Below are 26,213 nucleotides of genomic sequence, written 5' to 3'. Positions count from 1 at the left end.
TGCGACTCCGCACAAAACCCGTGTTCCCGATCGGTTCGACTGAATGGCTGACTTCTGGCTGATTTTTGACGCTCGCGGCGGACTCGACGACACCAGACGAGCGAAAACGACAGCGAGGAGTCTGCTGATGACGGACAAACCCATTCTCGCTCAAGCGCTCAGGCGTTGGATTACGACGATATTCATCGTCGTTACCGCACTACTCGGTGTTCAGGGTGTCGCCGCGGCCGGAACGGATGATTATCCCGCCCCATGGCGATCGGCCGCCCAGGACTCGCTTCTGGATTCCTGGGGCTACTACAACCGCGAGTGCACGAGTTTCGTGGCTGAGGCTTCAGGATGACGGCAACACCGTCCTCTACGCGAGCAACGGTGCGACGTGGAGCCCGGGAACCGCGAGGGGGACGGCAGGCTCTGTCCGGGCCAGTACCTGCGTTCGTCGGACGGGAGGTATCGCCTCGCCTTGCAGAGCGACGGTAACGGAGTCGTCCACGGACCGGCCGGTGCACTGTGGACCACCGGGACAGGAGGACTCACCTAGAGCCTGCCCGGGAATTGGTCGCGGCTGCCGAACGACTTTCCCCAAGGAATCACGACAGAAGGTGTCGTGATTCCTTGGGAGGGTGGCCAGTGACCGCCGGGCAGGCCGGCGGTCACTGGCGAGGAGTGTACGGATGGGATCTCAGGCCAACCCCTGCATCGTGTTCAACGGTGACGCGCGGCAGGCGATGGAGTTCTACCTGGAGGTGTTCGGTGGCGATCTCCAGGTGGGAACCGCCGCGGACTTCGGTTCACCGGATTCGGCCGACGGCGACAAGGTCATGCACGCCCGGCTCGACACCGCCGCCGGGTACACGCTGATGGCCTGGGACTTTCCGGAGGCCCGGCCGGGCCATCCGGCTTACCGGCCGGGCAACAACGTCGCGGTCTTCCTCGGGGGAGACGATGCCGAACTCCGCGGCTACTTCGAGAAGTTGTCCGCCGGCGGTGTTGTCACGCTGCCTCTGGAAAAACAGGTATGGGGCGACGAAGCGGGTTCGCTGGTGGACCGATTCGGGATCAGCTGGATGGTCAACATCACGAACCAGTAGAGCCCTGACGGGCTCCCCGGAGCAGGGCCTCGACGAGCCCGCGTGCCTGGCGCGCCGGCCCGTCGGCGCCTTGCGACTGTACGGACGCGTAAACCCCTTCCATGACAAGGAAGATCTGGTCGGCGAGCACCGCGGGGTCCTTTGTGGCCAGTCGGGCGGTCAGCTCGCCGATCTTCTCGCGTACCCACGTCTTGGTCTCGACGGCCAGCACGTGTGCCCTGGCCGACGCTTCCGGCAACTCGGCCATCGCCATCAGGAACGGGCAACCGCGGCAGTGTTCCGGCCGGACCTGCTCGATGAGCGCGTCGAACAGCGACATGATCCGGTCAGCGGGCTCACCATCGGCCGTCGCCTCGACGAACCATTGCTTGTAGAGCCCGCTGGCGCGCTCGATGTACGCGGCGACGAGGTCGTCCTTCGACGCGAAGAGGCGGTACAGGGTCGTCGGCGCGACACCGGCCGTCGCGGCGATGGCGTCGACACCGGTGCCCTTGATGCTGTGCCAGTAGAAGAGGTCGTGCGCCACTGTCAGGACGTGCTCTCTCGTTTCCTTGGCAGTACGCCTCATGATCGCGTAGCTTACACGTTAGGGAACGATCCCTAACATCACTGGGGAGTGAATACCATGATTGTCGTTGCTGGGGCGACCGGGAACGTCGGGCGGGAAGTGGTCCGCCTGCTGGCCGAGGCCGGTCAGCCGGTGCGGGCCCTGACCAGGGATCCGGCGACCGCGACGGTGCCGGCCGGTGCCACGGCCGTGGCGGGCGACCTGACCGACCCGGCGACGCTGCGGCCAGCATTCGAGGGGGCCACCGCGTTGTTCCTGCTCAGCGGCTACTCGCCGGATATCTTCGGTGAGGCTTCGCGAGCCGGTGTGCGGCGCGTCGTGCTGCTGTCCGGCGGCTCGGCCGAGACCGGCGACCGGTCCAACGCGGTCGCCGGATACATGATCGAGACCGAGGACAAGCTGCGGGCGTCCGGCCTGGGGTGGACGATGGTGCGGCCGCGGATGTTCATGACCAACGCGCTGCAGTGGGCTCCCCAGGTGAAGTCCGGTGTGGTGCGGGCACCGTGGCCGGACGTGCCGTCGGCGGTGATCGACCCGGCGGACATCGCGGCCGTCGTGGCGAAGGCGCTCGTGTCAGCGGACCACGAGGGCCGCGAATACCCGGTGACCGGCCCGGAGGCGCTGCGGCCGGAGGAGCGGGTGCGGATCCTGGCCGAGGCGCTCGGCCGAGAGATCCGGTACGAGGCGCAGCCCGACGACGAGGCCCGCGCGGAGATGCTCACGCAGATGCCGGAGCAGTACGTCGACGCGTTCTTCAGCTTCTACTCGGACGGAAAGCTCGACGAGGCAACGCTCTTCCCGACGGTTCTCGAAGTGACCGGCCGTCCGCCGCGGACCTTCGCGGAGTGGGCCCGGGCCAACGCGGGGCGGTTCCGGTGAAAAAGGTGATCGTCACGCTTCTGCTGCTGGTACTGGTCGCCACACCGGCGTCGGCCGCCTCGCTTTCGGTCGGGCGGCACGCGTCGCCGAATCCCGGCTCGGTCAACGTGCTCTGGATCTCCGCGCCACGCGGCCTGATCCTGGTCGACGCGGGCCGCACACTGTCCGAGGCACGCAAGACGGTCGGCGAGATCCGTGCCGTGCACCGTCCGGTGGCCGGGATCCTGATCACGCACGCGCATCCGGACCATGTCGGCGGACTTGGTGTGCTGCACAAGGCTTTCCCGCACGCTCCGATGTACGCGTCGGCCGGGGCCATTCACGAGATCGAGACCGACTCGAAGGGCCTCTACGAGCTGACCAGGCAGTCCGGCGGCGGCGACTACCCGGGCCCAGGCGAGATGACCGTGCCGGATCACGTGCTCCGGCCGAACCAGCCGATCACGATCGGCGGCCTGCGGTTGGCGACCGCGGAGTTCGGCCCAGGGGAGACGGACGCGGAGACGGTGTTCTACGAGCCGTCCCGCCACACGCTGTTCCCCGGGGACATCGTGGCGAACCACATGACGCCGGCGTTGCTGGAGGAGCACACCTGTGGCTGGCTGTCCGACCTCGACCGGCTGCGTAGCCGCTTTCCCCGGGCGCGGACGCTGTATCCGGGGCACGGCGCACCAGGCTCCCTCGACCTGATCGACAAGCAGGAGCGGTACATCCGCGACTTCCGTGCGTTCGTGGCGCCGGCCGCCGCCGTGGACTCACCGGGCGGTGCGGCGGTCACGGCCGAGGAGTCGTCGGACGTCAAGGCCAAGGTGGCGGCGAAGTACCCGAACTACCCGAGTGTGGCGTCCCTGCCGACCCTGATGGACGTCAACATCACCGCGGCCACACCGCACTCGGCGGCCAACCACCCGCCAGCCGCGTACCCAACCTCTCAGGTCACTACACCTAGGAGCCGGCCGAGGGGAGGGTCGCGACGCGTCGGGCGGGCAGGGAAGACGCGTGGGCTACTCGGCGGATCGACGTCGCTTGTCGCGGATGTAGATGATCGCCGATTTACCGTCGCCGGGACTGCGGCGGTCCTGTTCGAACAGGGTGGTCGCGGTGATCAGGCCGCTGAGCTTGGAGTAGCCGTAGCTGCGCGGGTCGAAGTCCGGGCGTTGTTTGGTGATGATGCTGCCCACCGCGGCGAGTGCGGCCCAGCCGTCGTCGTCGGAGGCTGCCTCGACGGCGTTGCGCAACTGGTTCACCAGCGCTGTGTCGGCCTTCAGTTGCGCGGCTGCCGTAACGGTCGTTGGTTTTGGCTCCGCTTCTGCCGGCGCGGTGGGGTTTTGGGGATAGGTGAGGTTCTCGATGTAGATGAATTTGTCGCAGGCCGCGACGAAGGGCTGGGGTGTTTTCCGCTCGCCGAAGCCGTAGACGGTGAGGCCGGACTCACGCAGGCGCGCGGCGAGCCTGGTGAAGTCGCTGTCGCTGGAGACGATGCAGAATCCGTCGAAGCGGCCGGAGTAGAGCAGGTCCATCGCGTCGATGACCATCGCGGCGTCGGTGGCGTTCTTGCCGGTGGTGTAGGCGAACTGCTGGATGGGCTGGATCGACTGGGCGAGCAGGTGGTCTTTCCAGCCTTTGAGGTTGGTGCCGGTCCAGTCGCCGTAGGCGCGTTTGACGTGCGCGGTGCCGTACTTGGCGACCTCGGCCAGCAACCCTTCGGTGATCGAGGGTCGCGCGTTGTCCGCGTCGATCAGTACCGCGAGTCTGACTGTGTTCTCGCCGGCCATGGATCAGCTCACCCTCCGGTAAGTCGTCGGACCCTGGTGTCAGCCGAGATCATGCATCATCCGCCCCGGCATCGCACGGTCCGGGCATCGTCTTCTGCCGTTGGCTGCCTGAGCTCCGGCGAGGCGGTTGCCTGATCGGTCCACCCCGGCTGGCCGATCGTCCCCAAGAGCGCCGGATCCGGGCAGGGGAGCCGGCGTGGACCGTAGTTTGGTGTTTGTCGCACAAAAAGCGCGGTGGGGAGGAACACTGATGGTGCCGGGCATTGCGAGCCCTCCGTCGATGTCACCGGGACGGGCTCGATTCGTGCGGAACTGGACCGGCAGGCTGGTCGCGTTCGGCGAGTTCATCGACGGCTACGACCTGCTCGTCATCGGCGCCGCCGTCCTGTTCCTCAAGCCGTCGTTCCACCTCACCGCGTTCCAGGTCGGGCTGGTGACCGCGACGGCGTTCGTGGGTACGGCGCTCGGTCTGGTGGTCTTCGGTGACCTCGCCGACCGATTCGGCCGCCGGGTGATCTTCATGGTCAACCTGGTGGTCTTCGTGGTGGCGTCCCTCGCCGCCGCGTTCGTCCAGGACGTGTGGCAACTGGTCGCGGTCAGATTCGTGCTCGGTGTCGCGGTGGGCATGGACATCCCGACCTCGCACGCGTTCCTCACCGAGATCGCGCCCAAAGCCCGTCGAGGCCGGATCGCGGGCAGCTTGCCCAACATGATGTGGCTGTCCGGCGCCATCACGTCGGTGCTGCTCGCGCTGGCGCTCCAGCCGTTGTTCGGAAACGAGACCTGGCGGTGGCTGTTCGGCCTGGCCGCGTTGCCCGCGGCCGCGGTGCTGGTGGCGAGGCAGTTCCTGCCGGAGTCGCCCCGGTGGCTGAGTGCGCGCGGTCGCGGGGAGGAAGCACAGCGGATCTACGACGCGCTCGGGCTGGACCCGCCGAAACGGGAGGTTTCGGAGAAGCGCAGCTACCGGATGCTGGTGTCCGGCGGTGCGTGGCGACGGCTGGCGACGGTCACGGCGTTCTTCGCCATCCAGGCCTTCGGTGGCGCGGTGGCGACCGTCGCGGGGCCATTGATCATCAGCAGTACCGGCATCGGGGTCTCCAACACCCTGTACTTCTCCCTGCTCGGTTTCGTGGTGGGCTTGGCCGCCGTCGTGGCGGGCGCCGCGATCATCGACCGGGTCGACCGACGCCGGCTGGGCGTGTGGACGTGCCTCGGCGTGTTCGCCGCCGGGGTGGGCATCGCGTTCACCGGCGAGCGGGCAGGCGTGGGCCTGGTCGCCTTCTGGGTCGTGTACGCCATGCTTACGTGGCTCGGCCCGGGCGTGTTGTCCTGGGTGTGGAGCACCGAAGCGTTCCCGACTTCGTTGCGGGGGCTCGGATCCGGTATCGCCCAGTGCGTGACCCGGCTCGCGATCGCGCTCAACGTGTTCCTGGCGCCCATGCTGGCGCAGAAGCACGGCATCACGATCGTCGCGTGGTACGCCTGCGCGTTCCTGGTCAGCGCGGTGATCGTGCTGGTGTCGCCGTGGCTGGCCACCACCGGTGTCGAGCTCGAGGAGACCAATGGCGTCGAGTCCGGGAAGCCGGTGTGAAGATGAACAACCCAGGCCTCAGCGGGACCCGGCCGCGTCAGGCCCGGCAGGCCAACACGGCCGCCGTGCTCCAGTTGCTCGTCCAGCGCGGTCCGCTGGCGCGCGGCGACATCGCGAAGGAGTTGTCCCTCAACCACGGCAGCGTCAGCAGGATCATCGAGCCGTTGCTGTCCGCCGGCGTCGTCCGTGAACTCGCCGAGCAATCGGCCGGGGTCGGCAGGCCCCGGGTGCCGGTGGAACTCGACTCGTCCAGCCGGTACGCGGTCGGCGTGCACCTCGGCCTCGAACGAACCACGGCCGGACTGATCGACCTGGCCGGTCACTGCGTCAGGACGCGTGCCGAGAACCGCGATCCGGCGGACAGTGTCGCCACACTGCGGCAAGCCGCGGACCTGGCGGCGGAGATGGCGGGTTCCGCGCCGGGCCCGGTACTGGGCATCGGGGTGACCGCCGGCGGTGAAGTCGACCGCGAGACCGGTCGGGTCGTGCGCAACGACGTGCTGGGCTGGACCGACGTCCGGGTCGCCGACCCGTTGCGGGAGCGGACCGGGCTCGACGTCGTGGTCGACGGCAACGTGTGTGCCCTGCTGGGCGCCGAGCTCACCTTCGGCGCTGGACTGGGACAGCACAACGTGTCATACCTCTTCGTCGGCAACGTCGCGGAGACAGGGTTCCTCAGCCGGCCGGCGGATGCGAGCTCGAACGGCATCATCCAGGGCGGCTTCGGCCGCCTTCTGGTGCCCGGCCTTACCGATGGCGGTCACGCGCGCTTCGGCGAGCGCGGGACGGACGTAGCGCTGCTCGCCGCGGCTCGAAACGCCGGGCTCGCGGTGACCTCGCTGACGGACCTGATCCGCCTGGCGGACACGGACACGGTCGCGAGCGGGCTTCTCGACGCGCGCAGCGCCCAGGTGGCTCTGGTGGCCGACACGGTGTACGACCTGATGCGGCCGGACATGATCATCCTCGGCGGTAGCGGCGCGCCCTCGGACCGATGGCTCGAAGCGGTGCGCGACCGCGTCGAGACGACTCCGCCACAGGCGCTGGTCCGGCCACGGTCCCGAGGCAATCCCTTGGTCGCCGCCGCGGCGGGACTCGTCGTGCGCGCCTTCTTCACCAAGGGGACGGCCGGATGGGTCGCGTGAGCGGGGTGGTGGTGCTCGGCGGCGCGGGCGGTATCGGCTCGGCCGTGGTGAGCGCGCTGCTGGCGGAGGGGCGACAGGTGGCGGTGGTGGACATCGCGCCATCGCCGCCGGAACACGCCGACGTGTCGTGGATCCAAGGCGACGCGACCGATCCAGCCGTGGTCGGCGCCGCGTTCGACACCCTCGGCAGCGTGACCGGTCTGGTGCATTGCCTGCTGAGCGAGCATCGCGCCCCTTTCACCGAACAGACGACGGACGCGCTGCGCAGGGTGCTGGACGTCGGCGCGGTGTCCGCGCTGGAGCCGTTGCAGCAGCTGGTCGCCCGTGCCGGGGGAAGGCCGTGCGCCGCGGTGCTGGTCAGTTCGATCCACGCGGGCCTGGCCTGGGGCGGGCAGGCACCGTACGCGATGGCCAAGGCCGCGCTGGAAGCGCTCGGCCGCGCCGCCGCCGTGGAACTCGGACCGCGCGGGCTGCGGTGCAACGTCGTCCGGCCGGGGTTCGTCAGGGTGCCGCGTAACGCGCACCGCTGGCAGGACGCGGCCACCCGCGACGCGCTGACCGGCCTGCAGCCACTCGGCGAGCTCGCCGGGCCGGACGACATCGCGCGCGTGATCGCCTTCCTCCTCGGCGACCAGGCCAGGTTCGTGTCCGGTGAGACCGTCACCGTGGACGGCGCGATGACCGCCGCGCTGCCCGAGCCGCCGGCATCGTGATGTCTCGCGATCTCAGCCGATGAGGACGTTCTTGGAGAACAGGTTCGCTGCGCGCGAATGACGCGGCTGTCACCTTTCCGGAGCGCGGGGTCGAGATCGGCGGCATCGATCGTCGAATTCCTTGACATCCATGACGAATACGGTGAGGTGCGCGGAATACCGGTACCGCGCCATCGACGATTGTCCTGCCGCTCAAAGTGATCCGCACCATCGGTGTCCCCTGCGGCCGCACCCAAGTGATCGGTTCCGCGACCTCCGGAAAGTTAGCTTCGACTTCCGGTCAAGCCCAGACACCATGCCGCGCACTCCCGAGGAAACGATGCGCCGACTGCTGGATCTGATGCTGGCCAAGGACACCGACGCCGTCGCCGACTTGTGGGCGGAAGACGGCACCGCCGAATTCCCGTTCGCCGCCGGGGCCTCGCCGCGCCGGCTGACCGGACGGAAAGAGATCCGCGACTACCTGGCCGGCTTCCCAGAGGTATATGACCTGCGAGAGGTGCCCCCGATCACCGTGCACCGCACGCAACTGCCGGACACCGTTGTCGTGGAGTACCACGCGGACGGGCAGTCGGTGCACACCGGAGAGCCCTATCGGATGGATTACATCGTGGTGATCATCGTCCAGGACGGTTTGATCACCCACTTCCGGGACTACTGGAGCCCGCTGGCCAACGCTACGGCGGCCGGGACACTGCCCGAGCTGCTCGACTCACTGCGCTCGGGGACTGCCCGATGACCTGGCCGTGGTTGAGCCGGCGACTTCTCGCCTGCCGGGCCGCGACCGGTAACGCGCTCTCATGCCGCAGGTCGCGCGTTCGGAGAGACGCGCGCACATGCCGATGAGCGCACCTTTGGTGTGACCGGCGTCCGGTCGTGCCGCCGGTTGGTTTGCATGGGATGCCGGCGTGGCCGGTACCGGGCCGAGCACGTTGTCACTGAGACAGGTCCATGGTGTCGGCCCATTGTGTGACGGCTTGGTGGTAGTCGGGTGCGTTGGGTGCGTAGTTGATCGAATGGCCGTAGCCGGGCAGTACGTAGGTCCGCAGTTGTGCCGCTGCGGAGTAGTACGGCGCCTCGGACCGGAGCAGACCGGCCGAGGAGGTGCAGTCGGTCGCGAGCGGGCCACAGAGACCGCCGTCCCCGCCGCCGAGCACGACCAGCACCGGCACTGTGATCTGCCAGGTGTAGGGGAGCACCGTGGTGAGGGCGGCCGCGTCGAGCAGTTCGCCGGGGGCGACGACGTCCTTGGTGGCCTCGTCGTAGGCGGTCATTTCGGGGACGTCGAGCCCGGGTGAGTGGAATGCCGCGTATCTGGTGCCTGGCTGGGTGGTCAGGTAGGTGGGGTCGAGCCCCCGCTGCGACATCACCGGGTCGAGCGCGACGGGGATGAACGAGCCGAGAACGATCAGCGCGCCGGGCGGATTGATGTGGTGTGCCAGTCCGGTGATCAGCACGCCGTCCACGTCGTGGTAGGTGCCTGCTTCAAGCACGGTGATGGCGGAGCCGAGCGAGTGGCCGCCGAGAATCACCTTGTCGAACTGCGAGCCGAGGTCGCCGTGCCGGATCGCCTGGATCACCTGGTGTACCACGTTGGCTTCGGTGAACGCGGTCAGCAGTGCGCCGGGCGGTTTGGAGGCGGCGCCGGTGCCGAGCCGGTCGATGGCAAGGGTGGCGTAGCCGGCGTTGTTCATCGCGAGCCGGAACGAATGGGTTTCCGGGGTGAGTGCGGGGTCCCAGTACACACTGTTGTAGGTGGCGCCTGGGACCAGCACCTGAACGGTTCGTGCGCCTCGCGATGGTTCGCACAGTCTTCCGTGCACGATCTGGGGAAGCAGCCCGGCCAGTTGCACGGGGATGGTCACGTCCTGGCAGGACGCCGTATCGGCCTGAGCCTGCGCGGGGGTCAGCAGTGACCCGGCCAGCAAGATGGCGAACGTCACCGCCCCGGCACGGCGCAGAGAATGACGCTTCACTCTGCCATGACGCCAATGCATGAAAACAAACCTCCACTGAAATAGCGTGTTTCGACGATTATCGGAAGCGCGGGACGACCGTCATCGGCAGCCGGCTCGGGTACGCGGTGGTCGTGTACTTCACCCGGACCGGCTCGCCAGGGACGGGAACCAGCCGCCATCGCGCCGTGATCGTGGCCACGACGATCGCGATCTCGGTCATGGCAAAGGAGTTCCCGATGCACTGGTGGGCACCCGCTCCGAACGGGATGTAGGCGCCGCGGGGCAGATCCATGGCCCGCTCGCCCGCCCAGCGGTCCGGGTCGAAACGATCGGGGTGGTCGTGGAACCTCGGATCGAAATGCATGGCGTGCGGGCTGATGATCACCTCGGTGCCCGGTGACAGGCGCACACCGCCGAGATCGACCTCCGCGGCGACCCGGCGCATCAGGATCCACAGTGGATACATCCGCAGGACCTCGTTGATGACCTGCCGCGTGTAGACCAGCCGTGGCACGTCCTCGGCGGCGGCCTCTCGGCCGCCGAGCACCTCGTCGATCTCGTCGTGGAGCTTCTGCTCGACCTCGGGGTGCCGGGCGATTTCGTGGAACAGCCAGGACAGCGCGAGCGCGCTGGTCTCGATTCCCGCGGTGAGCAGGGTGATGACCTCGTCGCGCACCTGCTCGTCGGTCATCCCCTCACCGGTGTCGGGGTCCCTGGCCAGTAGCAGCATGGACAGCAGGTCGCTCTGATCGGCCTGCTCGGCACGCCAGTTGTCGATGAGCTCCTCCACGATCGTGCGCATGCGGTCGACGGCGCTGTCGAACCGCCGGTTGGCCGGAATGGGGAGCTTCTCGACAAACGCCGGCGAGAGCAGGCGGATCATGCCGTACTTGAGGATGACCGGGATCGACCTGCGGGCCTCTTCGATCGCGGTCTTGCCCAGTTCGGTGGAGAAGAGCGCCTCGCCGACGATGGCGACCGCGAGTGCCTGCATGTCGTGGTCCACCTCGCGCACCTCGTCCGGCCTCCACGGTCTGACCAGATCGGCGGCCGCTCTCGTCATGATCCCGGCGTATCCCGCGATGGTGGCGTGGTGGAAAGCGGGTTGCATCAACCGGCGCTGCCGTAGGTGAAGTGCACCGTCGGAAAGAGCGAGTCCGTTGCCGACGAACGGGCGGAACTTCTCGAACATCGCGCCCTTGCGGAAATCGCTCCCGTCGGTGACCAGCACCTGGTGCGTCAATTCCGGACTGGTCAGGAAATACGTTTCCATCGGGCCGAGGTAGACCCGTACCACGTCTCCGTGCGCGTGCAACGACGACGTGAATCCGAAGCGACGCCGCAGCATCGCCGGAGTGTGTCCGATCAACGGCCATCGACCGGGCGCAACCGGTACAGGCATCCGCACTCCATCGCCGACGTGGAAGGGAAGAGGACACGCTAGCGCCATTCGGCGGCAGCCCACAGCACGCGATCAGGTGAATGCGCAGCCGCGACCCGATCATCATGCCGGGCTGAGTAAGCTCGATGACTCTCCGAGGAAAAACGATGGGATCGGGGTGTTGACACTGACGCGACTGCCGGACTGGGTCCCGCCGGGCACCGACGAAACGGTGCCCAGCGCCGCCCGGATGTACGACTACATGCTGGGCGGTGGCCACAACTTCGCCGTCGATCGCGAGGCCGCCACGCGGGCCGAGCAAGTCGTGCCCTACGCCCGGGGTGTGGCGAGGCTCAACCGCGCGTTCCTCCGACGGGCTGTCCGGTTCATGATCGACCAGGGCGTCCGCCAGTTCCTCGATATCGGTTCGGGCGTGCCGACCGTCGGCAACGTGCACGAAATCGCGCAGGACGCAAACCCGGAATGCCGGGTGGTGTATGTGGACCACGATCCCGTCGCGGTCGCGCACAGCGAACTGATTCTCGCCGGCAACGACCACGCCACCGCGCTCAAGGCCGACGCCCGTGACCCCTCACGGATCCTCGGCGATCCTCAGCTGCGTCGGCAGCTGAATCCCGACGAGCCGATCGGCATGCTGTTCCTGTGCATGCTGCACTGGATCCAGGACGAATCCGACCCGGCTGGCCTCATGCGCCACTACATCGACGCGATGGCTCCCGAAAGCTACCTGGCGATCACGCACATCACCGAGGACTACCAGCCCTACCAGGTTCGGGAAGCACTCAGGATCGCGACAAAGGGCGGTGACCAGGTCACGTCACGCCCGTACGACGAGGTGCTCACCATGTTCGGCGACCTCGAACTGCTCGAACCCGGCCTGGTCGGGTGCGGCACCTGGCGCCCTGCCGGGCCCGGCGACATCGCCGAAGACCCGACACTGAACCAAGTCCTCTACGCCGGAGTAGCACGCAAACCCTGAAGCGGGACGCCGGAGCGGCCCACAACACTACCCGAACGGCCGTTGGCCTGAAGTTACTGTCCACTCAGGACAGTGAGACTCACCGGCCTTGAACCGGACCGGCCCGTCCACCGCCGATGAGGGAGCCGATGTCGGTCACCGGTCCCTCGTCGCCGGTGAACAGCGGGCCCATTCCCAGCTCGACGCCCGCTCGCTGCCACCACCGTGCCTGCGCGCTGGTTTCGAGATCACCGGCGAGCACAGTGATCCCGGCCTGGCGAACCAGTGCGATCATCGTCCTCGCCCCGGCGACGGCGATCGAGTCTTCATCGACGGCACGCCACACGAGACGAGAGTCGAGGCGTACGGCGCGTACCGGGAGGTCTTCAACCAACGCCAGCTCGCCTGGCGTCACGCCGAAGTCGAGCAGTACCACTCCGATCCCCAGGGCGGCGAGCACGCGCGCGTTGTCGACAAGCTCATGCCCGGCTACGAGCAGTGCCCCGGCCGGCAGGCCGAGCCACAACCGGTCAGCGGTCTGCGCGGCGCTGTCGAGAACTCCCCGGATCGTCCCGGCAAGCCGAGGATCGGCCAGCTGGTTCGGTGTCAGTGGTACCAGCAGCGGCATGTCCGCGCCGCCGCCCGCGGCCTTGTCCGTCCAGCCACGCTGGACCAGCCACTCGCCGAGCGCGCCGATCAGTGCGGTGCGCTCGGCGAGTTCGAGATACCGTTCCCTCGGCAGCAGCCCCAGCTCGGGATGTTCCCACCTCAACTGCGCCGCGGCCCCGAAGATCTCGCCGTCGGCCAGACATACCAGTGGCTCGTAGCCGATGCCCAGCTCGCCGTTCTCCCAGGCGCCGGGCATGGTGGCCACCAGGCCGATGGCCTCCCTGGCTTGGACGTCCCATACCGGGTCGTACCGTTCCCACCGGCCGGGCCCCTTGCTCTTGGCCCGCCGCATCGCCAGGTCCGCCGAACGCAACAACTCGGCTGGTTCGACGTTGCGGGGAAGGTCTTCGACCACACCGAAACACGCGGTCACCGCCAGGCCCTTCTCATCGATATAGACCGGTTCCGACAGCGTCTCGTTGATCCGCTCGATCATCGTGAGGACGTCCGGCGTGCTCGCCGAGTTCTCCATCAGAATGCCGAACTTGTCACTCTCGAACCGCGCTACCATCGCGTTCTCGCCCGCCACCACGGACCTGAGCCGGTCCGCGGCGATCCGCAGCAGTCTGTCTCCCGCACTCCTGCCGAGACCATCGGTGACCAACGAGAACCCGTCGAGATCCACGTGGTACAGCGTCGCCGGATTCGGCTGGTGCAGCACATGCTCAAGGTGCGAGCTGAAGAACTGCCGGTTCGGCAGTCCGGTGAGCATGTCATGCAACAACTGGTGTCGAAGCTGGTTCTGCAGGAGCGTCAGCTCCGCGTCGTCGGCCACGATCGTGACGTAGCCGTGCGAACCGCGCAAAAGCGAAGCGGTCAGCGTGGCCTGAAACAGGTCGCCGTCCTTGGTGACGAAGCGCGGGCGCGATCGCAGCCGGTCGATCTTGCCGTCCTGGAGATCGCGGTAGCCGTCCAGCAGTAGCGGCCGATCGGCCTCGTGCACGAACTCGACCAGGATGCGGCCCGCGACCTCGCTCGACTCTCGGTCCAGTATCCGGTGCAGGGCGGGATTCGTGCGGACGAGTCGCCCATCGGGCCCGGTGACCGCGATCCCACTCGGCGAACCGAGGAAGATCTCGTCCAGCTGGGCCTCGCTGGCCCGCCACTCACGCTGCGACTCCCGGACCGCGTTGAGCAACGCCTGGTCACTCGTGCCCCGCTGCTCGACGGTCGCGGAACGGATCGCCTCCACGTAACCGGACGCCAGCGCACCGAGCAACCTGGCGACGTGCTCCGGTAACCGATCGGCGGAGCGTGAATCCGCCGGCGCCAGTAAGGCTGCGGCGAGCACGTCCACCGTGCACTGCAGGCTCGTCTTGCCGACACAGCGCATCCGGACGAGTTCGGCGCCGACCTCCGCCGCGCTCTCGATGGCGGGCCGGTCCCCGGCCACCGCCTCGAGCAACCGATCGAGCAGGCCGAGCAACTCTCGTTCGATCCGGTCGTGCGACAAGGGCAGGTAGGTGGTGCTACTGACGAGATAGGCCCATTTTCGCGCGACCTTGACGCGTTCCCGCCGCGACGCCAGAGGCTGCGTTCCGGTGGGCCGCTCCTGTTCACCGGAAGGTAGTGGCCTGGTCATGACGCTCGACCCCTTGATCTCCGTGTCCTCGACCGGCCGCTTTCACCGATTCCGCTTTTCGTCCGAGATCGGCCAGGGTACGGCAGACGCACCACGGGGTGATGCCCTGGCGGATCGTCTTGGCAACGCCGCCGTGGATATGCGAATCAATTTCGGGGATTTCCGAAATGTCGCCCGTTCTGCCCCGTTCTGCCGCAATGCGCGGCCGACTGTCCCAGCTCGATCAGCGTGAAGTCCTCGTACAATACCTCGACCTCATGGTAGCGGACCGCGACGGTCGCCCCGATTTCCCGGATGCCGAGCATGATCTTCTCGGTCTGCTCCGCGGCGTACCGATCGACTCCGAAATTGTGCGCACCGCCAGTGGGCAGTCGCGTTTCCGGGCCTCATCCGGCCTTGTCGTGCCGATTCCCGGAGGCGCCTGGTCTTGGTCCTTTGTGGTGGTGCCGTCACCGTGCAGTTCGTTCGCCTTGAGGAAAAAGCGTACTCACTACCGCCGAGTTCGTGGCTGGTCCATCGGTGTGACGGCGCATCAACCGATGGAGTGAACCTCGGTCTGCTGGAAAATATTTCCCGACAGGCCCGAAGTTGGTGAATCGCTTCCTTGTTGCCCGGGAGTTCTTTTTTTCGAAAGCATCAGTCTTCGACTGTCGCCGATCGTCCATCGTTTCAGCGCCGGGAATCGCGACTCCCGAAAGGATCTTCGAGGACGTCGAAAGCCGCTGTTATTTCGCGGTCGCACTACCGCGACCCATACGAGGTTGGCCGGCGTACTGAACAACGCCGGCACGTGCACGGACGCTCATGCAGCTGAGCGTGCGTCCGTTTCCGTGAACGTTGTGGATCGTGAGGCGTCGAGGCTGAGACGCCCGTTCGGCCCGCCTCGGACGGCGGCACTGACGTGGTCGTCCTGCCCGTCGTCTTCCCAACCACATTCTTCGCAGATTTCGTATCGGCCTCTCTCGCTGAGGGTTGTGTGGCCGCAGCAGGGACAGGTGCAGGGCCCGCCGCCGGTTGGGGCGAAGACATTCCTCTGTCTCGTGTAGACCTTGAACCAGGCGGTTCGCCGGCCGATCAACTCAGCCTCCGACAGAGTCGGATCATCGCCCGGCCCGCGCACCACGGAGCGCCTGGGCCGGTGTGAAGTGCCGGCCTCTTCGGTTCGATCATCGAACACGCGACAAGGATGCTGGTTCGTGGCCACTCAAAGCGAGTTGGTTCGACCGCGAAGATCACGTCATAGTCGTAGGTGCCGGTCAGGTCGCTCCGGTGAACGCACGGACATGCCGAGTCGCGGACAGAGGCGACGGCATTTCGGCAGACCGGCAGGGTTTGAAGGACAACGGGCAGGCAACCCGACCCGGTTTGGCTGTCGTGTCGAGCGCGATCAGGCTGCGGCCGATGTGTCAGGATCGTCGCGTGGACGAAGCCGAGCTCGTGATCGGACCGGAGTCAGGCATACCCGTGGGCGAGCTGCTGGCGCTCTACGAGGCGGTGGGCTGGTCGGTCTACACCGACTCGCCCGACCTGCTGCAGGCAGGCGTGGCCGGGGCTTCCTGCGTAGTGACCGCGCGCCAGAGCGGGAGACTGGTCGGCCTCGCTCGCGCGTTGTCCGACGGGGCGACCATCTGCTACCTGCAAGACGTGCTCGTGCACCCGGCCGAGCAACGCCGCGGGATCGGCCGCGCTCTCGTGAAGGCAGTGCTGGACCGCTATCGCACGGTCCGGCAGAAGGTCCTGCTGACCGACGACGAACCGGGCCAACGCGCCTTTTACGAGAGCCTGGGCTACACCGAGATCCGCGACTACGGGCCCGGCACGCTGCGCTCCTTCGTCCGTTTCGACGACGGCACCTGAGGCCGGCGGCCCTCGGGCGATCCCACCGGCGGGACACGCCTTGAAGAACTCTCAGGCGCAAACGACGGTACCCGGTCCACTGCCCGCAGCCCCCGCCGAGCGAAACACCGACAACTCCCGCTTCTGCCGCGATGAGAACCCTTCGGGCAGGCGGCTGTACGCACCCACGCTGCCCGGTCGCCGCAGCCGCCAGGCTCACCCCCAGCCGAGGAAATGCCACGAGTTTGAGACTGATCGTGTGACGTCATCGTGAGACAACGGAGAACGCCCAGGTCGCACGAGATCGACATGTCATCGACGGTGAGAACCTACCCGACGACTACGGCCAATTTCGCAATCTCACGAGCGATGTCGTGCGAATGTCGCATGCGGCGTGGTCGAGGTCGACGCCAACGGCGACCCGGTCGCTTTGGAAGAGAAGCCGACGGCGCCACGTTCGAACGTCGCGGTGACCGGGCTCTACCTCTACGACAACGACGTCGTCGACATCGCGGCGCACCTCACGCCCTCGTCGCGCGGCGAGCTGGAGATCACGGACGTGAACCGGCACTACCTCGACCGGGGCAAGTGCCGTCCCGGCGTGCTGGCCCGCTTCCGGGCAGGCGATGACATCGCGGCGACATCGGAGCCGCACTTCGAGCCCAGAGGGAGTCATGACCACCAACGAGAGAAGTGGTCCGGACGCCGTGGTCCTCACAGACAAGCCCGAACCCAGCGAGACTCCCGCTCGATCGAGCGATCAGGTGAGGGGCCGGACGCTGGTGCTGGTCGTGCTGTGCCTGGCGCAGTTCAGGTGCGTCCTCGACGACACGATCGTCAACATCGCGCTGCCGTCCATTCAGGCCGACCTGGGCTTCTCCGGGACCAGCCTGCAGTGGGTACTCAACGGATACCTGCTGACCTTCGGTGGGCTGCTCCTCTTGGCCGGTCGCGCGTCCGACCTGTTCGTGCGACGGACGGTCTTCCTGACCGGATTGACCGTGTTCGGGCTGGCCTCGCTCACCTGGGGTCCGCGCTCGTGACCACGCGCGTCGTCGGCCAGCCTCTCAACGAAGCCCAGCAGATGGCGCGTCACTGACCACCGACCGGCCACCGTCGTGGCCCGGGCTGTCCGGCTCGCGAGGGACATCCGGATCCCGATCGCGGTCCAGACCACGGGCCACGGCATGGGAACGAGCGCCCCGAACGTAACCAGCCGTCTTGCGGTGGTGGCAGCCGGTGACCATCGGCCGCGGATACTCCTGCACGAATCCGACGGCCAGGCGTTCGCCACGCCTCAGTGTCCTGTCCAGCACCAGCTCCGTCAGGGAGAAGCCCTCGTCGTCGAGGGTGAGCACCGTGCCCGGACGGCAGTGGCCGCTCTCGACCACGACCGGCGGCGGAACACCCGGCCGGCTCCTGGCCGCGACGATCATCGTGCGCGTCCGATCCTGCCGGGCTTCGGTCAGCTCCCGCACCACGATCCGCCGGGCGCACCGGTCCGCCGTCACCTGGAACGTCTCACGCAGATCGAGTTTGCGGACCGGGTTCTCCAGCCTGTCGCGGAATTCGTCCAGCAACGGACGCAGGAAGGCCGGGTGGCCCCACCCCCGGTGAAAGCGGTCAAGGGGTTTGGCCGACCGGACACCGCGGCCCCGCGGCCGCCGGGAACCGAGCAGCCGGTGCAGCACTCCGGCGTCGAGCGAGAGCACCTCTTCGAGGATTCCCACCGCCCGCAGCGCCTCCACGAGTTCGTCGTTGTCGGTCATGGTTCGCCTCGCCGCGACAGTCTGGGGCGGATCCGCCCGCCGCGCCACCGTCCTTCGCCGGGTCGACAGCGGCCGGTGGGGTGATCTCGCAGTGCCGCGAAAGCCACTTCGGGGACAAGAGATGTCCTGAAAGTGGCTTTCGCGAGACGATCGGTCAGGGCGCTTCACGAACGGCGAGCGGTCCTGGACCGAGCGCGGATTCTCATAGCTCACCCAGATCTTCCTCTCCGGGTTCCGCTGGCAGGTCGTCGACGCTCTGTCTCACCGGGTGGCTGCTACGGTGCCGACGCCTAGGTACCCGATGCGGTCGTGGCGGTGCCGCCGTCGATCGGGATGATGGTGCCCGTGAGGTATGACCCGGCCCGGCTGGCGAGGAACACGGCGATACCTGCCATGTCGTCGTCGCGGCCGAGCCGGCGCAGAGGAGCCTTCGCCGCGATCGTGTCGCCGATGGCATCGATCGTGGCCGCCATCATCTGCGACGGGAACACTCCTGGGGCTACCGCGTTCACCGTGATGTGCTGTGGGCCCAGTTCCCTCGCCAGCACTCTGGTGAGTTGATGGAGTGCCGCTTTACTGCTGGCGTAGGAGTAGTTGGGCGCCTCGGCGACGTGGATGGCGGCGATACTGCCGATGTTGATGATCCGCGCGGGATCATCGGCGGTGCCCGCCCCGCGCAGCGCGGGCAGCAGCGCCTGCGTCAGCCAGAACGGCGACTTGAGGTTGAGGTCGATCACCGCGTCCCAGGCCTCGGCGGGGAACGTCTCCAAAGGCTCGCGCCACATCGCTCCCGCGTTGTTGACGAGGATGTCCAGACGTTCCGAGCCGGCCTTGACCAGATCAGCGAGATGCTGACATTCGTCGTACCTGGACAGGTCGGCGGGGATTGCTTCGACGTCGCCGAATTCGGACAGTAGACGCTGTGCCTCCGCGCACGTGTCCGCCTTGCGTGAGCTGATGACGACGCGGGCGCCCGCCTGCAGAAGGCCGCGCGCGATCATCATCCCGATGCCCCTGGTGCCGCCAGTGACAAGCGCGTACTTCCCACTCAGATCGAAAAGGTCTGAGTGAGTGGTGAACTGGTTGTCCGTCATTGGTCTTCGTTCCTTCTGTCGTGGAAGCATGTGCCGGCACGGTCGCGCGTTCGGTGCGGCTGAATCGAACTGATGGGGTTAAAGTCGCCGTGCGTGCCTTCCGCGGACTCATTACGTCTTCTCCGTCTATTGAGTCGAAAGGCAAATGTGATAGGTCGCGAAAGTGGCTTTCGCGACCTGCCCAGCCACTGGGGACATCATTCCGGCCAGGGCGACTTTGCCTTTCGGTCCGATAACCGGGAGTCGACTCAAATAGATTGACAGGCGTCCTGGATTTCTGGGAGACCCTGGTGATACAGGTACTGTGAGAGCCTTCCTTGTTTGGAGCGCCGGCGCATAAGTGTCAACGTGGTGCTGAGAACGACGGCTGTGCGGCGGAGCGACGTCGACAGTTGGACCGTCCGACCTCGGTGAGGCGGGTTTCGGCGGTTGGATCGGCACCCGTACGACGGACAGCCTGCGGTAGCCTGCACGCCACCGACGGGGAGGACAGGTCGCCGCCGTGATCGTCATGGACAATCTCACCCTGCAAGGTGCCTTACGTGTGCTTGATCCGGATCTTCGCCACGCACCAGGGCTCGCGGACCGCACTGGCGCGGGCAAATGGGACTATGAGCTGAATCAGGACCTTCGCCGTTGTGTGGATCTGGCGTGTCTCGGTCAGCTGGTGCAGAACATCGTGCTGTTCGACGAGATCGGCACCGGCCGCGGTCTGCTGCGGTCGTGGTACCCGCGGCCCCGCCCGGTGCAAAGGTTCCGTCCCAGGGCACTGTGGCCAGAGACGACGATGGCGGACCCCCTGAGTTTTCCGCCGCAATTCGACGGTCTGAACGCGGTCCTGTCCGTGGTGGAGGACGGCGACTGGCTGGAATCCGTGGCAGCGGCCGCCGTCGTCGCACGGGAGTGCGTGGACAGTGAACTGTTCACCCACTACATCGTCCAGCTGGCACGCGAAGGAGCGCTCGGCACGTTCCTGGACATCACCAGCGCTTACTTCGAGACCGGCTACTCCGATAGCGGGATCTTCCCGGACCTGGACGAAACAGTGGACTTCGAGCACCTGCTGTATCTGCTCAGGGACGAACGTGACGCGGCCAGGCCGGTTGCCCGCGCTATGGGCGGCGAGGCCACGACGGTCGGCGAGGAAAGTGTCGAAGCGCTCAAGGAACGCGTCCGCGTCCTGGAGAACGAAATCCGCGCCTCGAAGAAATACGTTCGGACCCTGAGAGTGACTACCACTGCCGCCGAGGCGTTCATCGCGGCCGAAGTGTGGGCTCGGCAAAGGCAGGACAGGAGCAAGGCGGGCGCGGACGAGTTCTTCGGCATCCCGGTAGCGGGCTCGAATCTGGTGGAAAAGAAGTTCGCCGAACGCGACATGCTTCGCACCGTCTGCGCCACTCTCTACTACCAGCACCTGGCCGATTCGATGGCGGCCTCCTACATCCCCCATCCGCTGCGTGCCCCGTTCGCCCTTCTCCAGGAGACGGCCGAGAAGCACAGCGGAGGCGTCAGTGAGACGGAGACGATGTCGATCCTGGAGTACCTGCGCGCGTGCCGCGCCCGTGAGATCAACCGGGTCGTCGCCGCCCGCGGTGCCTCAACGGGGTTGCACGTCGACATCGAGCTGCCGTTCGTCCTGAATGCTGTCCTCCACGAAGTCGACTCCGCCAGGGGCGTCATCGAATCGGCGCTGAGTCTTCGCGAAAGCAAGAAGGCGAGAGACCTGCGATCGTGGTTCACCGAGCTGCACCTCCGGGTGGCTCAAGGCGACATCGCCTTGAGCGAGCTGGAAAGCAAGCTGGACGACCTGCGCAGCGCCGTCCGGAAGTGGCAGCCGTCCGGCGGGCGGGCCGGACACCCCGAGGTTCAGGTGACGGCGGGCCTCAATCTCGGGTTCGTGTCCGTGCAGGCAAGCGCCAAGATGCAGCCTTCACCGCGGCTGCCGAAACCGCCCAGGAGGCTGCGATTCCTCCAGGACCTCAGCCGGATCAGCGACACCACCCCGCGACTCGGGCCTGTCCTCAGCCGTGTCTTCGGCGACGACATGGCACGATCCTGGGCAACCGGTCAAGCGGTCTTCGCACGCGCGACAGGAGTCGCCAAAGAATTCCCGATACTCGACCTGCGCACACCACAGTGACGACAAGGACAGTGACGACAAGGCCAGGATGCCTCACCGGCTCGGTACAGATCAGCTGACGGCTAGGGTGTGCGGATGAGCGCGTTGCCGGAACAGCCGGTGGTTCACGAGTCGGATATCCCGATGTACCTGGTGCGTCAGGGGAGCGGGACGGTTGAGCGCGGTGCCCGCGACTCGGTCGGCGGCTGGCCGATTCTTCCGGTGGGGGAGCCGTGGCCGGTGTGTTTCTGCGGCGAGCGGATGGTGTTGTTCTTCCAGGTCGACATTCCGGTCGACGTCGCCGTGTTCGGCGGGGAGCATCTGCTGGTCTTCCACTGTCCGGTGGACAACGACGCGGTCGGTGCCGATGACGGATCCGAGCGGTTGCCGGAGCAGTTCTGGGACCGGCCGCCGCAGCGCTACCACAGCGAGGGCGCGTTCTGGCGGATCATGCTCCACCGTGACGACACAGAGCCGTCCGGCGACGCGGACGCGTATCTCCAGCCACGACCGCTGGAGCTCGACCCGGCGACCGAGCGGATCACGGTGTGGTCGCTCGGGGACGCGTTGCTGGACGACCGGCCCGCCGATGAGATGTTCGCCGCGCGGGGCAACGGTGTGGATGAGTTCAAGGTCGGCGGTGTCCCGTGCTGGGCGAAGGAACGCGAGTACTACACCTGTCCCTGCGGCGCGCAGTTGGCGTTCGTGTGCCAAGTACCTGAGGACACCGGTTTCGACAAGCACCTTCACCGACCGGCGCAGAACTTCACGTTCAACTCCGACCAGTACGGTCTGTTCCTCGGCAACGAGACCTACATCTTCGCCTGCCCAGCCCGCTGCCACCCAGCCGCCGCGTGGCCCGTGACGCAAAACTAGCGCCCACACCACCGGCACGACGCTGTGCCGGCGCCCCGCCGACTTGCCGTATCGATCGTCCCGTCGGCGGAATCATGCCGAACGCGTCCGGTTCGGCCGCGCAGCCGGGGGATCGGCTCGCGCCGAAGCGTTGCTGGTGGCCGCGATGAGGCAGAGCCCAGTAGTCGCCCCGACAGCGGCCGGGGGCAGTCGAAGAATGGTGGCACCGGATCCAGCGTTCGACGAGGCCGTCTACGGCTGCGCCGGCTTCCGGGAATTTCTCGCCCAGCTGGAATATCACAACCCCGTGCCAGGGTCACCGATCCGAGCGTGGCGTATCATCGGCGGGCGGGACGCCCGAGCGCGTGAAAACTCCAGCCCGCCTCGTGCCACCGCCGCGCGTCCAGGGTGTTGCGCCCGTCGATGACCTGGCGCGTGGTGACCACGGCGCCGACCACCGCCGGGTCGAGTTCGCGGAACTCCTGCCATTCGGTGAGATGCAGGAGCACGTCGGCACCGGTCGCCGCCTCCAGCGCGGAACTCGCGAAGGTGAGGTTCGGAAAGCTCTTGTACGCGTTGTCCGATGCCTTCGGGTCGTACACGGTCACCTCGGCACCCTGAAGTTGGATGGACGCGGAGACGCTGAGCGCGGGTGAATCGCGGATGTCGTCCGAGCCGGGTTTGAACGCCGCACCCCAGGCGGCCACCCGTTTGCCGCGGAAGGAACCGCCGCATCGCTCGCGGGTGAGGTCGACCATCCGGCGCCGTCGGCGGAGGTTGACGGCGTCGACCTCGCGGAGGAAACCCAAGGTGTGGCCGACGCCGAGTTCGCCGGCGCGGACCTGGAAGGCCCGGAGGTCCTTGGGCAGGCAGCCGCCGCCGAAACCGAGGCCGGGTAGCAGGTACTGTCCGCCGATGCGCGGATCGTGGGCGAGCGCGCGGGCCAGGTGGGTGACGTCGGCGCCGGTGCTCTCGCAGACCTCGGCCATGGCGTTGATGAACGAGATCTTGGTGGCCAGGAAGGCGTTGGCGGACACCTTGACCAGTTCCGCGGTGGGCAGATCGGTGACCACCAGTGGCACGCCGCGGTCGAGCGGGATCCGGTACACCTCGCGCAGCAGCGATTCGGCGCGGGGGGAACTCACGCCGAATACGAGCCGCGCCGGGGCGAGTGTGTCGCCGATGGCGTAACCCTCGCGCAGGAATTCCGGATTCCAGGCCAGTTCGACGTGCGCGCCGGCGGGCGCGTTTTCTCTCAGGCGGCGAGCGAGCCGTTCGGCGGTCCCGACCGGGACCGTCGATTTCCCGACCACCAGGCTCGGTCCGCGCAGGACGACGGCCAACCGGTCGATCGCCTCCTCGAGAAAACGGAGATCCGCCGCCCTGTCGGTCTTCTTCTCCGGCGTTCCGACGCAGAGGAAATGCAGGGTGAGTGCGTCGCCGGCGAACTTTTCGACATCGCTGTACGAGGAGGTGAATCTGAGCCTGCCGGATTTCAGATGACGGCGGACGAGACGTTCGAGGCCCGGCTCGTAGAACGGGGGTGTTCCGGTGGAGAGCGCGGAAATCTTCTCCGGATCGGTGTCCATGCCGAGGACGTCGAATCCCATTTCGGCCATGCAGGCCGCGTGCGTGGCACCCAGATAGCCGGTCCCGAGAACGGTTATTCGCATGACTGGTGTCCCCTCGGTGGCCTGGGTTGCCGGTCCGATATTGCTTCGTCCCGCTTGCCGGGGTCAACCCGGAATCCGCCGATGGGCGACCCTTTTTCGCGGTTCCACACGATTTCTACAGGTGTTCCACAAATGTCCCACAGAGAAGCGCCGGGGTACGTCAACGGTCGCGAGAAGGCTCTACGATCCGGTGCTGTGCCCGACGATCGAATAGCAGATTTCAGCCTTCCGGACGGCCTCTTGCCCGCCGACGGGAGATTCGGCTGCGGCCCGGCGAAAGTGCGGCCCGAACAACTGGACGCGCTCGCCTCGCGTGGCGCGGATTTCCTGGGGACCTCGTACCGGCGCGGCTCGGTGCGCGCGTTGATCGGCCGGGTCCGCGCCGGGCTGCGGGAGCTGTTCGCCCTGCCCGAGGACTACCGGGTGGTGCTCGGCAACGGCGGTGGCACGGCCTTCTGGAACATCGCCACCCACGGACTCATCCGGAGCCGCGCCCAGCACCTGTCCTTCGGCGAGTTCTCCGGCCGGTTCACCGCTGTCGACAGGGGCACGCCCTGGCTCGCCGAGCCTTCGGTGATCGAGAGCCTGCCCGGAACCCACCCGGAGCCGCGCGCGGAGCCGGACGTCGACGCCTACGCGCTCACGCAGAACGAGACCTCGACCGGCGTGGCCATGCCGATCCGCCGGGTGCCCGGCGCCGAGGGCCTGGTGCTGGTCGACGGGACCAGCGCCGCGGGCGGCATGCTCGTGCGGCCGGAAGAGTTCGACGTCTACTACTTCGCTCCACAGAAGTGCTTCGGCGCCGACGGCGGACTGTGGATCGCGCTGATGTCCCCGGCGGCGGTGGCCCGCGCCGAGGAGATCGCGGCGAGCGGTCGGTACCTCCCCGAGTTCTTCAGCCTGCCCGCCGCCCTCGACCATTCGGCGCGGGACCTCACTTTCAACACTCCTTCGGTGGCGTCGCTGTTCCTGTTCGCCGAGCAGATCGACTGGCTGCTCGGTCTCGGCGGGCTGGCCGCCGCCGCGGCCAAAGCGGCGAAGACGGCTGAGCTGGTCTACGGCTGGGCCGAGGATTCGCCCTACGCGGCGCCGTTCGTCGCCGACCCGGCCCAGCGCTCGCCGGTGGTCGCGACTGTCGAGTTCGCCGGGCACGTAGACGCGGCGGCGATGGTCGCCGGACTGCGGGCGCACGGAATCCTCGATCTGGAACCCCATCGCAGCTTCGGCCGGAACCAGATCCGCGTCGGCATGTTCCCGGCGATCGACATCGCCGACGCCGAAGCGCTCCTGTCCTGTATCGACCACGCCATCGCACAGCTCGGCGACGCCGCCGGGCGGGAAAGGAGAGCCAATGCCTGACGCACCCACCGCGGTGGTGATCGGTGCCGGGATCGTCGGCGCGTCCATCGCGCACAGCCTGGTCCAGCGTGGATGGTCGGTCACCGTCGTCGAGCAGTACACGCCGGGACACGTGCGGGGTTCCAGCCACGACACCTCCCGGGTACTGCGGCTGTCCTACGGCGGAGGCCGCGACATCGACGCCTGGTACACCCGGCGCGCCTGGCGGGCCCGGGAACTGTGGCAGGAGATCGGGGCGGAGGAGGGAATCGACCTCTTCCACAACGTCGGCGTCGTGTGGTTCGCCCGAGGGGAGGCCGAATTCGAGGAACAGAGCGCCCGCGGCCTCGAAGCGCTGGGTCTCCCGGTCGAGCGGCTGGCGCCCGAAGCGGCCCGCGACTTCTTCCCCGACGTGCGCTGCGACGACCTCGAATTCGTGCTGCACGAGCCGAGCAGTGGGGTGTTGCGAGCCCGGCTGGGCGTCCTGACCCTGATGCGCCGGACACTGCGGGCGGGCGCCCGGCTGCGCATCGCCCTCGCCCGGCCGGACGCGCGGGGCCGGGCGGTCGTGGACGGCGAGGTGCTGCCCGCCGACCGGACGATCTGGGCCTGCGGCCCGTGGCTGGGCCGCTGGTTCCCGCGGCTGGTGGACATCGAGTCCGTCCGGCAGAACGTCTTCTACTTCGGCGTCGAACCGCGGTGGCGCACGCCGGGCCTGCCGGTGTGGGTCGACGGCGGTGCGTACGGGGCCGGAGACGTCGACGACAGCGGTTTCAAGGTCGGCGGCGCGCTCGGCGCCGCACCGGTCATCGACCCCGACCTGGCCGACCGCCGTCCCGATCCGGAGGCGGAGAAGGCAGCCCGCTGGGCGCTGGGTCACCGGTTCCCGGCGTTGGCGGAGGCGCCGCTGGTGTCCCGGCACGTCTGCCAGTACGAATTGACCGCCGATCAGCACTTCCTGCTCGCCCCGGTGCCCGGTTCGGAGGGTGCCTGGCTGGCCGGAGGGGGCGGGCACGCGTTCAAGTTCGGGCCCGCGTTCGGCGAGTACACCGCCGACCTGATCGATGGCGGCGAGCAACCGCTGCCCGAATTCGGGCTGGGACCGCGGGAACGGTTCCAGAGCAAGGAGAGCGCCACACCGGGACAACTGGCTCGCCTGCACCGCTGAGTCTCCCGATCCGGAAATCCACGACGAAGG

24 protein-coding genes and 2 pseudogenes are annotated in these 26,213 nt (G+C 67.5%); 17 read left to right on the top strand and 9 right to left on the bottom strand.

Annotation, left to right across the window (positions count from 1 at the left end):
- The first annotated feature begins 43 nt into the window (after positions 1–43).
- Both ACFOSH_RS35755 and ACFOSH_RS35750 read left to right on the top strand, forming a co-directional pair.
- The gene (locus tag ACFOSH_RS35755; protein ID WP_378244676.1) at positions 44–343 is read left to right on the top strand and encodes a hypothetical protein; all 300 of its coding nucleotides are present in this window, start codon (positions 44–46) and stop codon (positions 341–343) included.
- A 331-nt stretch (positions 344–674) separates the two neighbouring features.
- Positions 675–1,091, top strand: coding sequence for a VOC family protein (locus tag ACFOSH_RS35750; RefSeq protein WP_378244674.1), 417 nt, complete (start codon positions 675–677; stop codon positions 1,089–1,091).
- On the opposite strand, the gene ACFOSH_RS35745 is transcribed toward ACFOSH_RS35750, so the two are convergent.
- Complete coding sequence (locus ACFOSH_RS35745; protein ID WP_378244672.1) at positions 1,078–1,659, bottom strand: TetR/AcrR family transcriptional regulator; 582 nt, start codon at positions 1,657–1,659, stop codon at positions 1,078–1,080. The genes ACFOSH_RS35750 and ACFOSH_RS35745 overlap by 14 nt on opposite strands.
- Before the next feature lie 57 nt (positions 1,660–1,716).
- Between ACFOSH_RS35745 and ACFOSH_RS35740 the strand changes: the two genes are divergently transcribed.
- A complete protein-coding gene (locus ACFOSH_RS35740) occupies positions 1,717–2,538 on the top strand; it encodes an NmrA family NAD(P)-binding protein (RefSeq protein ID WP_378244670.1) in 822 nt (273 codons plus the stop codon).
- Positions 2,505–3,191, top strand: a pseudogene (locus ACFOSH_RS35735) (MBL fold metallo-hydrolase); the annotation flags it as partial. The gene ACFOSH_RS35740 and the pseudogene ACFOSH_RS35735, both read left to right, overlap by 34 nt.
- Before the next feature lie 351 nt (positions 3,192–3,542).
- On the opposite strand, the gene ACFOSH_RS35730 reads toward ACFOSH_RS35735, so the two are convergent.
- Positions 3,543–4,313 (bottom strand): NYN domain-containing protein, encoded by a 771-nt coding sequence (locus ACFOSH_RS35730; protein ID WP_378244668.1) that lies wholly within the window; start codon positions 4,311–4,313, stop codon positions 3,543–3,545.
- A gap of 304 nt (positions 4,314–4,617) precedes the next feature.
- Between ACFOSH_RS35730 and ACFOSH_RS35725 the strand changes: the two genes are divergently transcribed.
- From ACFOSH_RS35725 to ACFOSH_RS35710, 4 genes are all read left to right on the top strand, one after another.
- Positions 4,618–5,904: an MFS transporter gene (locus ACFOSH_RS35725; protein WP_378244666.1), complete on the top strand. Its 1,287-nt coding sequence runs from the start codon at positions 4,618–4,620 to the stop codon at positions 5,902–5,904.
- A gap of 2 nt (positions 5,905–5,906) precedes the next feature.
- Entirely contained in the window at positions 5,907–7,049 is a 1,143-nt protein-coding gene (locus ACFOSH_RS35720; RefSeq protein WP_378244664.1) for an ROK family protein, read from the top strand.
- Entirely contained in the window at positions 7,037–7,762 is a 726-nt protein-coding gene (locus ACFOSH_RS35715; protein ID WP_378244662.1) for an SDR family NAD(P)-dependent oxidoreductase, read from the top strand. The genes ACFOSH_RS35720 and ACFOSH_RS35715 overlap by 13 nt, the downstream gene beginning before the upstream one ends.
- Before the next feature lie 319 nt (positions 7,763–8,081).
- On the top strand, positions 8,082–8,501 hold the full coding sequence (locus ACFOSH_RS35710; protein WP_378244660.1) for a nuclear transport factor 2 family protein: 420 nt from the start codon (positions 8,082–8,084) through the stop codon (positions 8,499–8,501).
- 196 nt (positions 8,502–8,697) lie between these two features.
- On the opposite strand, the gene ACFOSH_RS35705 is transcribed toward ACFOSH_RS35710, so the two are convergent.
- Together ACFOSH_RS35705 and ACFOSH_RS35700 are read right to left on the bottom strand one after the other, a co-directional pair.
- Complete coding sequence (locus tag ACFOSH_RS35705; protein ID WP_378244658.1) at positions 8,698–9,759, bottom strand: alpha/beta hydrolase; 1,062 nt, start codon at positions 9,757–9,759, stop codon at positions 8,698–8,700.
- Positions 9,760–9,796: 37 nt separating this feature from the next.
- Positions 9,797–11,122 (bottom strand): cytochrome P450, encoded by a 1,326-nt coding sequence (locus tag ACFOSH_RS35700; RefSeq protein WP_378244656.1) that lies wholly within the window; start codon positions 11,120–11,122, stop codon positions 9,797–9,799.
- A gap of 157 nt (positions 11,123–11,279) precedes the next feature.
- Between ACFOSH_RS35700 and ACFOSH_RS35695 the strand changes: the two genes are divergently transcribed.
- Positions 11,280–12,101 carry an SAM-dependent methyltransferase gene (locus ACFOSH_RS35695; RefSeq protein WP_378244654.1) on the top strand — a complete coding sequence of 274 codons (822 nt, stop codon included), beginning with the start codon at positions 11,280–11,282 and terminating at the stop codon, positions 12,099–12,101.
- 79 nt (positions 12,102–12,180) lie between these two features.
- On the opposite strand, the gene ACFOSH_RS35690 is transcribed toward ACFOSH_RS35695, so the two are convergent.
- Complete coding sequence (locus tag ACFOSH_RS35690) at positions 12,181–14,331, bottom strand: putative bifunctional diguanylate cyclase/phosphodiesterase (protein ID WP_378244652.1); 2,151 nt, start codon at positions 14,329–14,331, stop codon at positions 12,181–12,183.
- A gap of 101 nt (positions 14,332–14,432) precedes the next feature.
- Between ACFOSH_RS35690 and ACFOSH_RS35685 the strand changes: the two genes are divergently transcribed.
- On the top strand, positions 14,433–14,879 hold the full coding sequence (locus ACFOSH_RS35685) for a hypothetical protein (protein WP_378244650.1): 447 nt from the start codon (positions 14,433–14,435) through the stop codon (positions 14,877–14,879).
- A gap of 254 nt (positions 14,880–15,133) precedes the next feature.
- Here the strand turns inward: ACFOSH_RS35685 and ACFOSH_RS35680 are convergent, their stop codons facing one another.
- Entirely contained in the window at positions 15,134–15,451 is a 318-nt protein-coding gene (locus ACFOSH_RS35680) for a CPCC family cysteine-rich protein (protein ID WP_378244799.1), read from the bottom strand.
- Positions 15,452–15,750: 299 nt separating this feature from the next.
- Between ACFOSH_RS35680 and ACFOSH_RS35675 the strand changes: the two genes are divergently transcribed.
- From ACFOSH_RS35675 to ACFOSH_RS35665, 3 genes and pseudogenes are all read left to right on the top strand, one after another.
- Positions 15,751–16,188: a GNAT family N-acetyltransferase gene (locus ACFOSH_RS35675; RefSeq protein WP_378244648.1), complete on the top strand. Its 438-nt coding sequence runs from the start codon at positions 15,751–15,753 to the stop codon at positions 16,186–16,188.
- 370 nt (positions 16,189–16,558) lie between these two features.
- A pseudogene (locus ACFOSH_RS35670) lies at positions 16,559–16,780 on the top strand (sugar phosphate nucleotidyltransferase); the annotation flags it as partial.
- A gap of 61 nt (positions 16,781–16,841) precedes the next feature.
- Entirely contained in the window at positions 16,842–17,210 is a 369-nt protein-coding gene (locus tag ACFOSH_RS35665) for an MFS transporter (protein WP_378244646.1), read from the top strand.
- A 24-nt stretch (positions 17,211–17,234) separates the two neighbouring features.
- Here ACFOSH_RS35665 and ACFOSH_RS35660 read toward each other — a convergent pair whose 3' ends face one another.
- Positions 17,235–17,936 carry a hypothetical protein gene (locus ACFOSH_RS35660; protein ID WP_378244644.1) on the bottom strand — a complete coding sequence of 234 codons (702 nt, stop codon included), beginning with the start codon at positions 17,934–17,936 and terminating at the stop codon, positions 17,235–17,237.
- A gap of 290 nt (positions 17,937–18,226) precedes the next feature.
- Positions 18,227–19,030: an SDR family oxidoreductase gene (locus ACFOSH_RS35655; RefSeq protein ID WP_378244642.1), complete on the bottom strand. Its 804-nt coding sequence runs from the start codon at positions 19,028–19,030 to the stop codon at positions 18,227–18,229.
- Positions 19,031–19,574: 544 nt separating this feature from the next.
- Between ACFOSH_RS35655 and ACFOSH_RS35650 the strand changes: the two genes are divergently transcribed.
- Positions 19,575–21,170 (top strand): hypothetical protein, encoded by a 1,596-nt coding sequence (locus tag ACFOSH_RS35650; protein ID WP_378244640.1) that lies wholly within the window; start codon positions 19,575–19,577, stop codon positions 21,168–21,170.
- Between the two features lie 75 nt (positions 21,171–21,245).
- Entirely contained in the window at positions 21,246–22,025 is a 780-nt protein-coding gene (locus ACFOSH_RS35645) for a hypothetical protein (RefSeq protein ID WP_378244638.1), read from the top strand.
- 317 nt (positions 22,026–22,342) lie between these two features.
- Here the strand turns inward: ACFOSH_RS35645 and ACFOSH_RS35640 are convergent, their stop codons facing one another.
- Positions 22,343–23,677: a UDP-glucose dehydrogenase family protein gene (locus ACFOSH_RS35640; protein WP_378244636.1), complete on the bottom strand. Its 1,335-nt coding sequence runs from the start codon at positions 23,675–23,677 to the stop codon at positions 22,343–22,345.
- 195 nt (positions 23,678–23,872) lie between these two features.
- Between ACFOSH_RS35640 and serC the strand changes: the two genes are divergently transcribed.
- Positions 23,873–25,036 carry a phosphoserine transaminase gene (gene serC / locus ACFOSH_RS35635; protein WP_378244634.1) on the top strand — a complete coding sequence of 388 codons (1,164 nt, stop codon included), beginning with the start codon at positions 23,873–23,875 and terminating at the stop codon, positions 25,034–25,036.
- Positions 25,029–26,183: an NAD(P)/FAD-dependent oxidoreductase gene (locus tag ACFOSH_RS35630; RefSeq protein ID WP_378244632.1), complete on the top strand. Its 1,155-nt coding sequence runs from the start codon at positions 25,029–25,031 to the stop codon at positions 26,181–26,183. The genes serC and ACFOSH_RS35630 overlap by 8 nt, the downstream gene beginning before the upstream one ends.
- The last annotated feature ends 30 nt before the right edge of the window (positions 26,184–26,213 follow it).

The sequence above is a fragment of the Amycolatopsis speibonae genome, assembly GCF_042647925.1.
GTDB classification, from domain to species: domain Bacteria; phylum Actinomycetota; class Actinomycetes; order Mycobacteriales; family Pseudonocardiaceae; genus Amycolatopsis; species Amycolatopsis speibonae.
The sequence above is the reverse complement of the archived record's forward strand: the minus strand, read 5'-3'. Positions and strand labels throughout refer to the sequence as shown.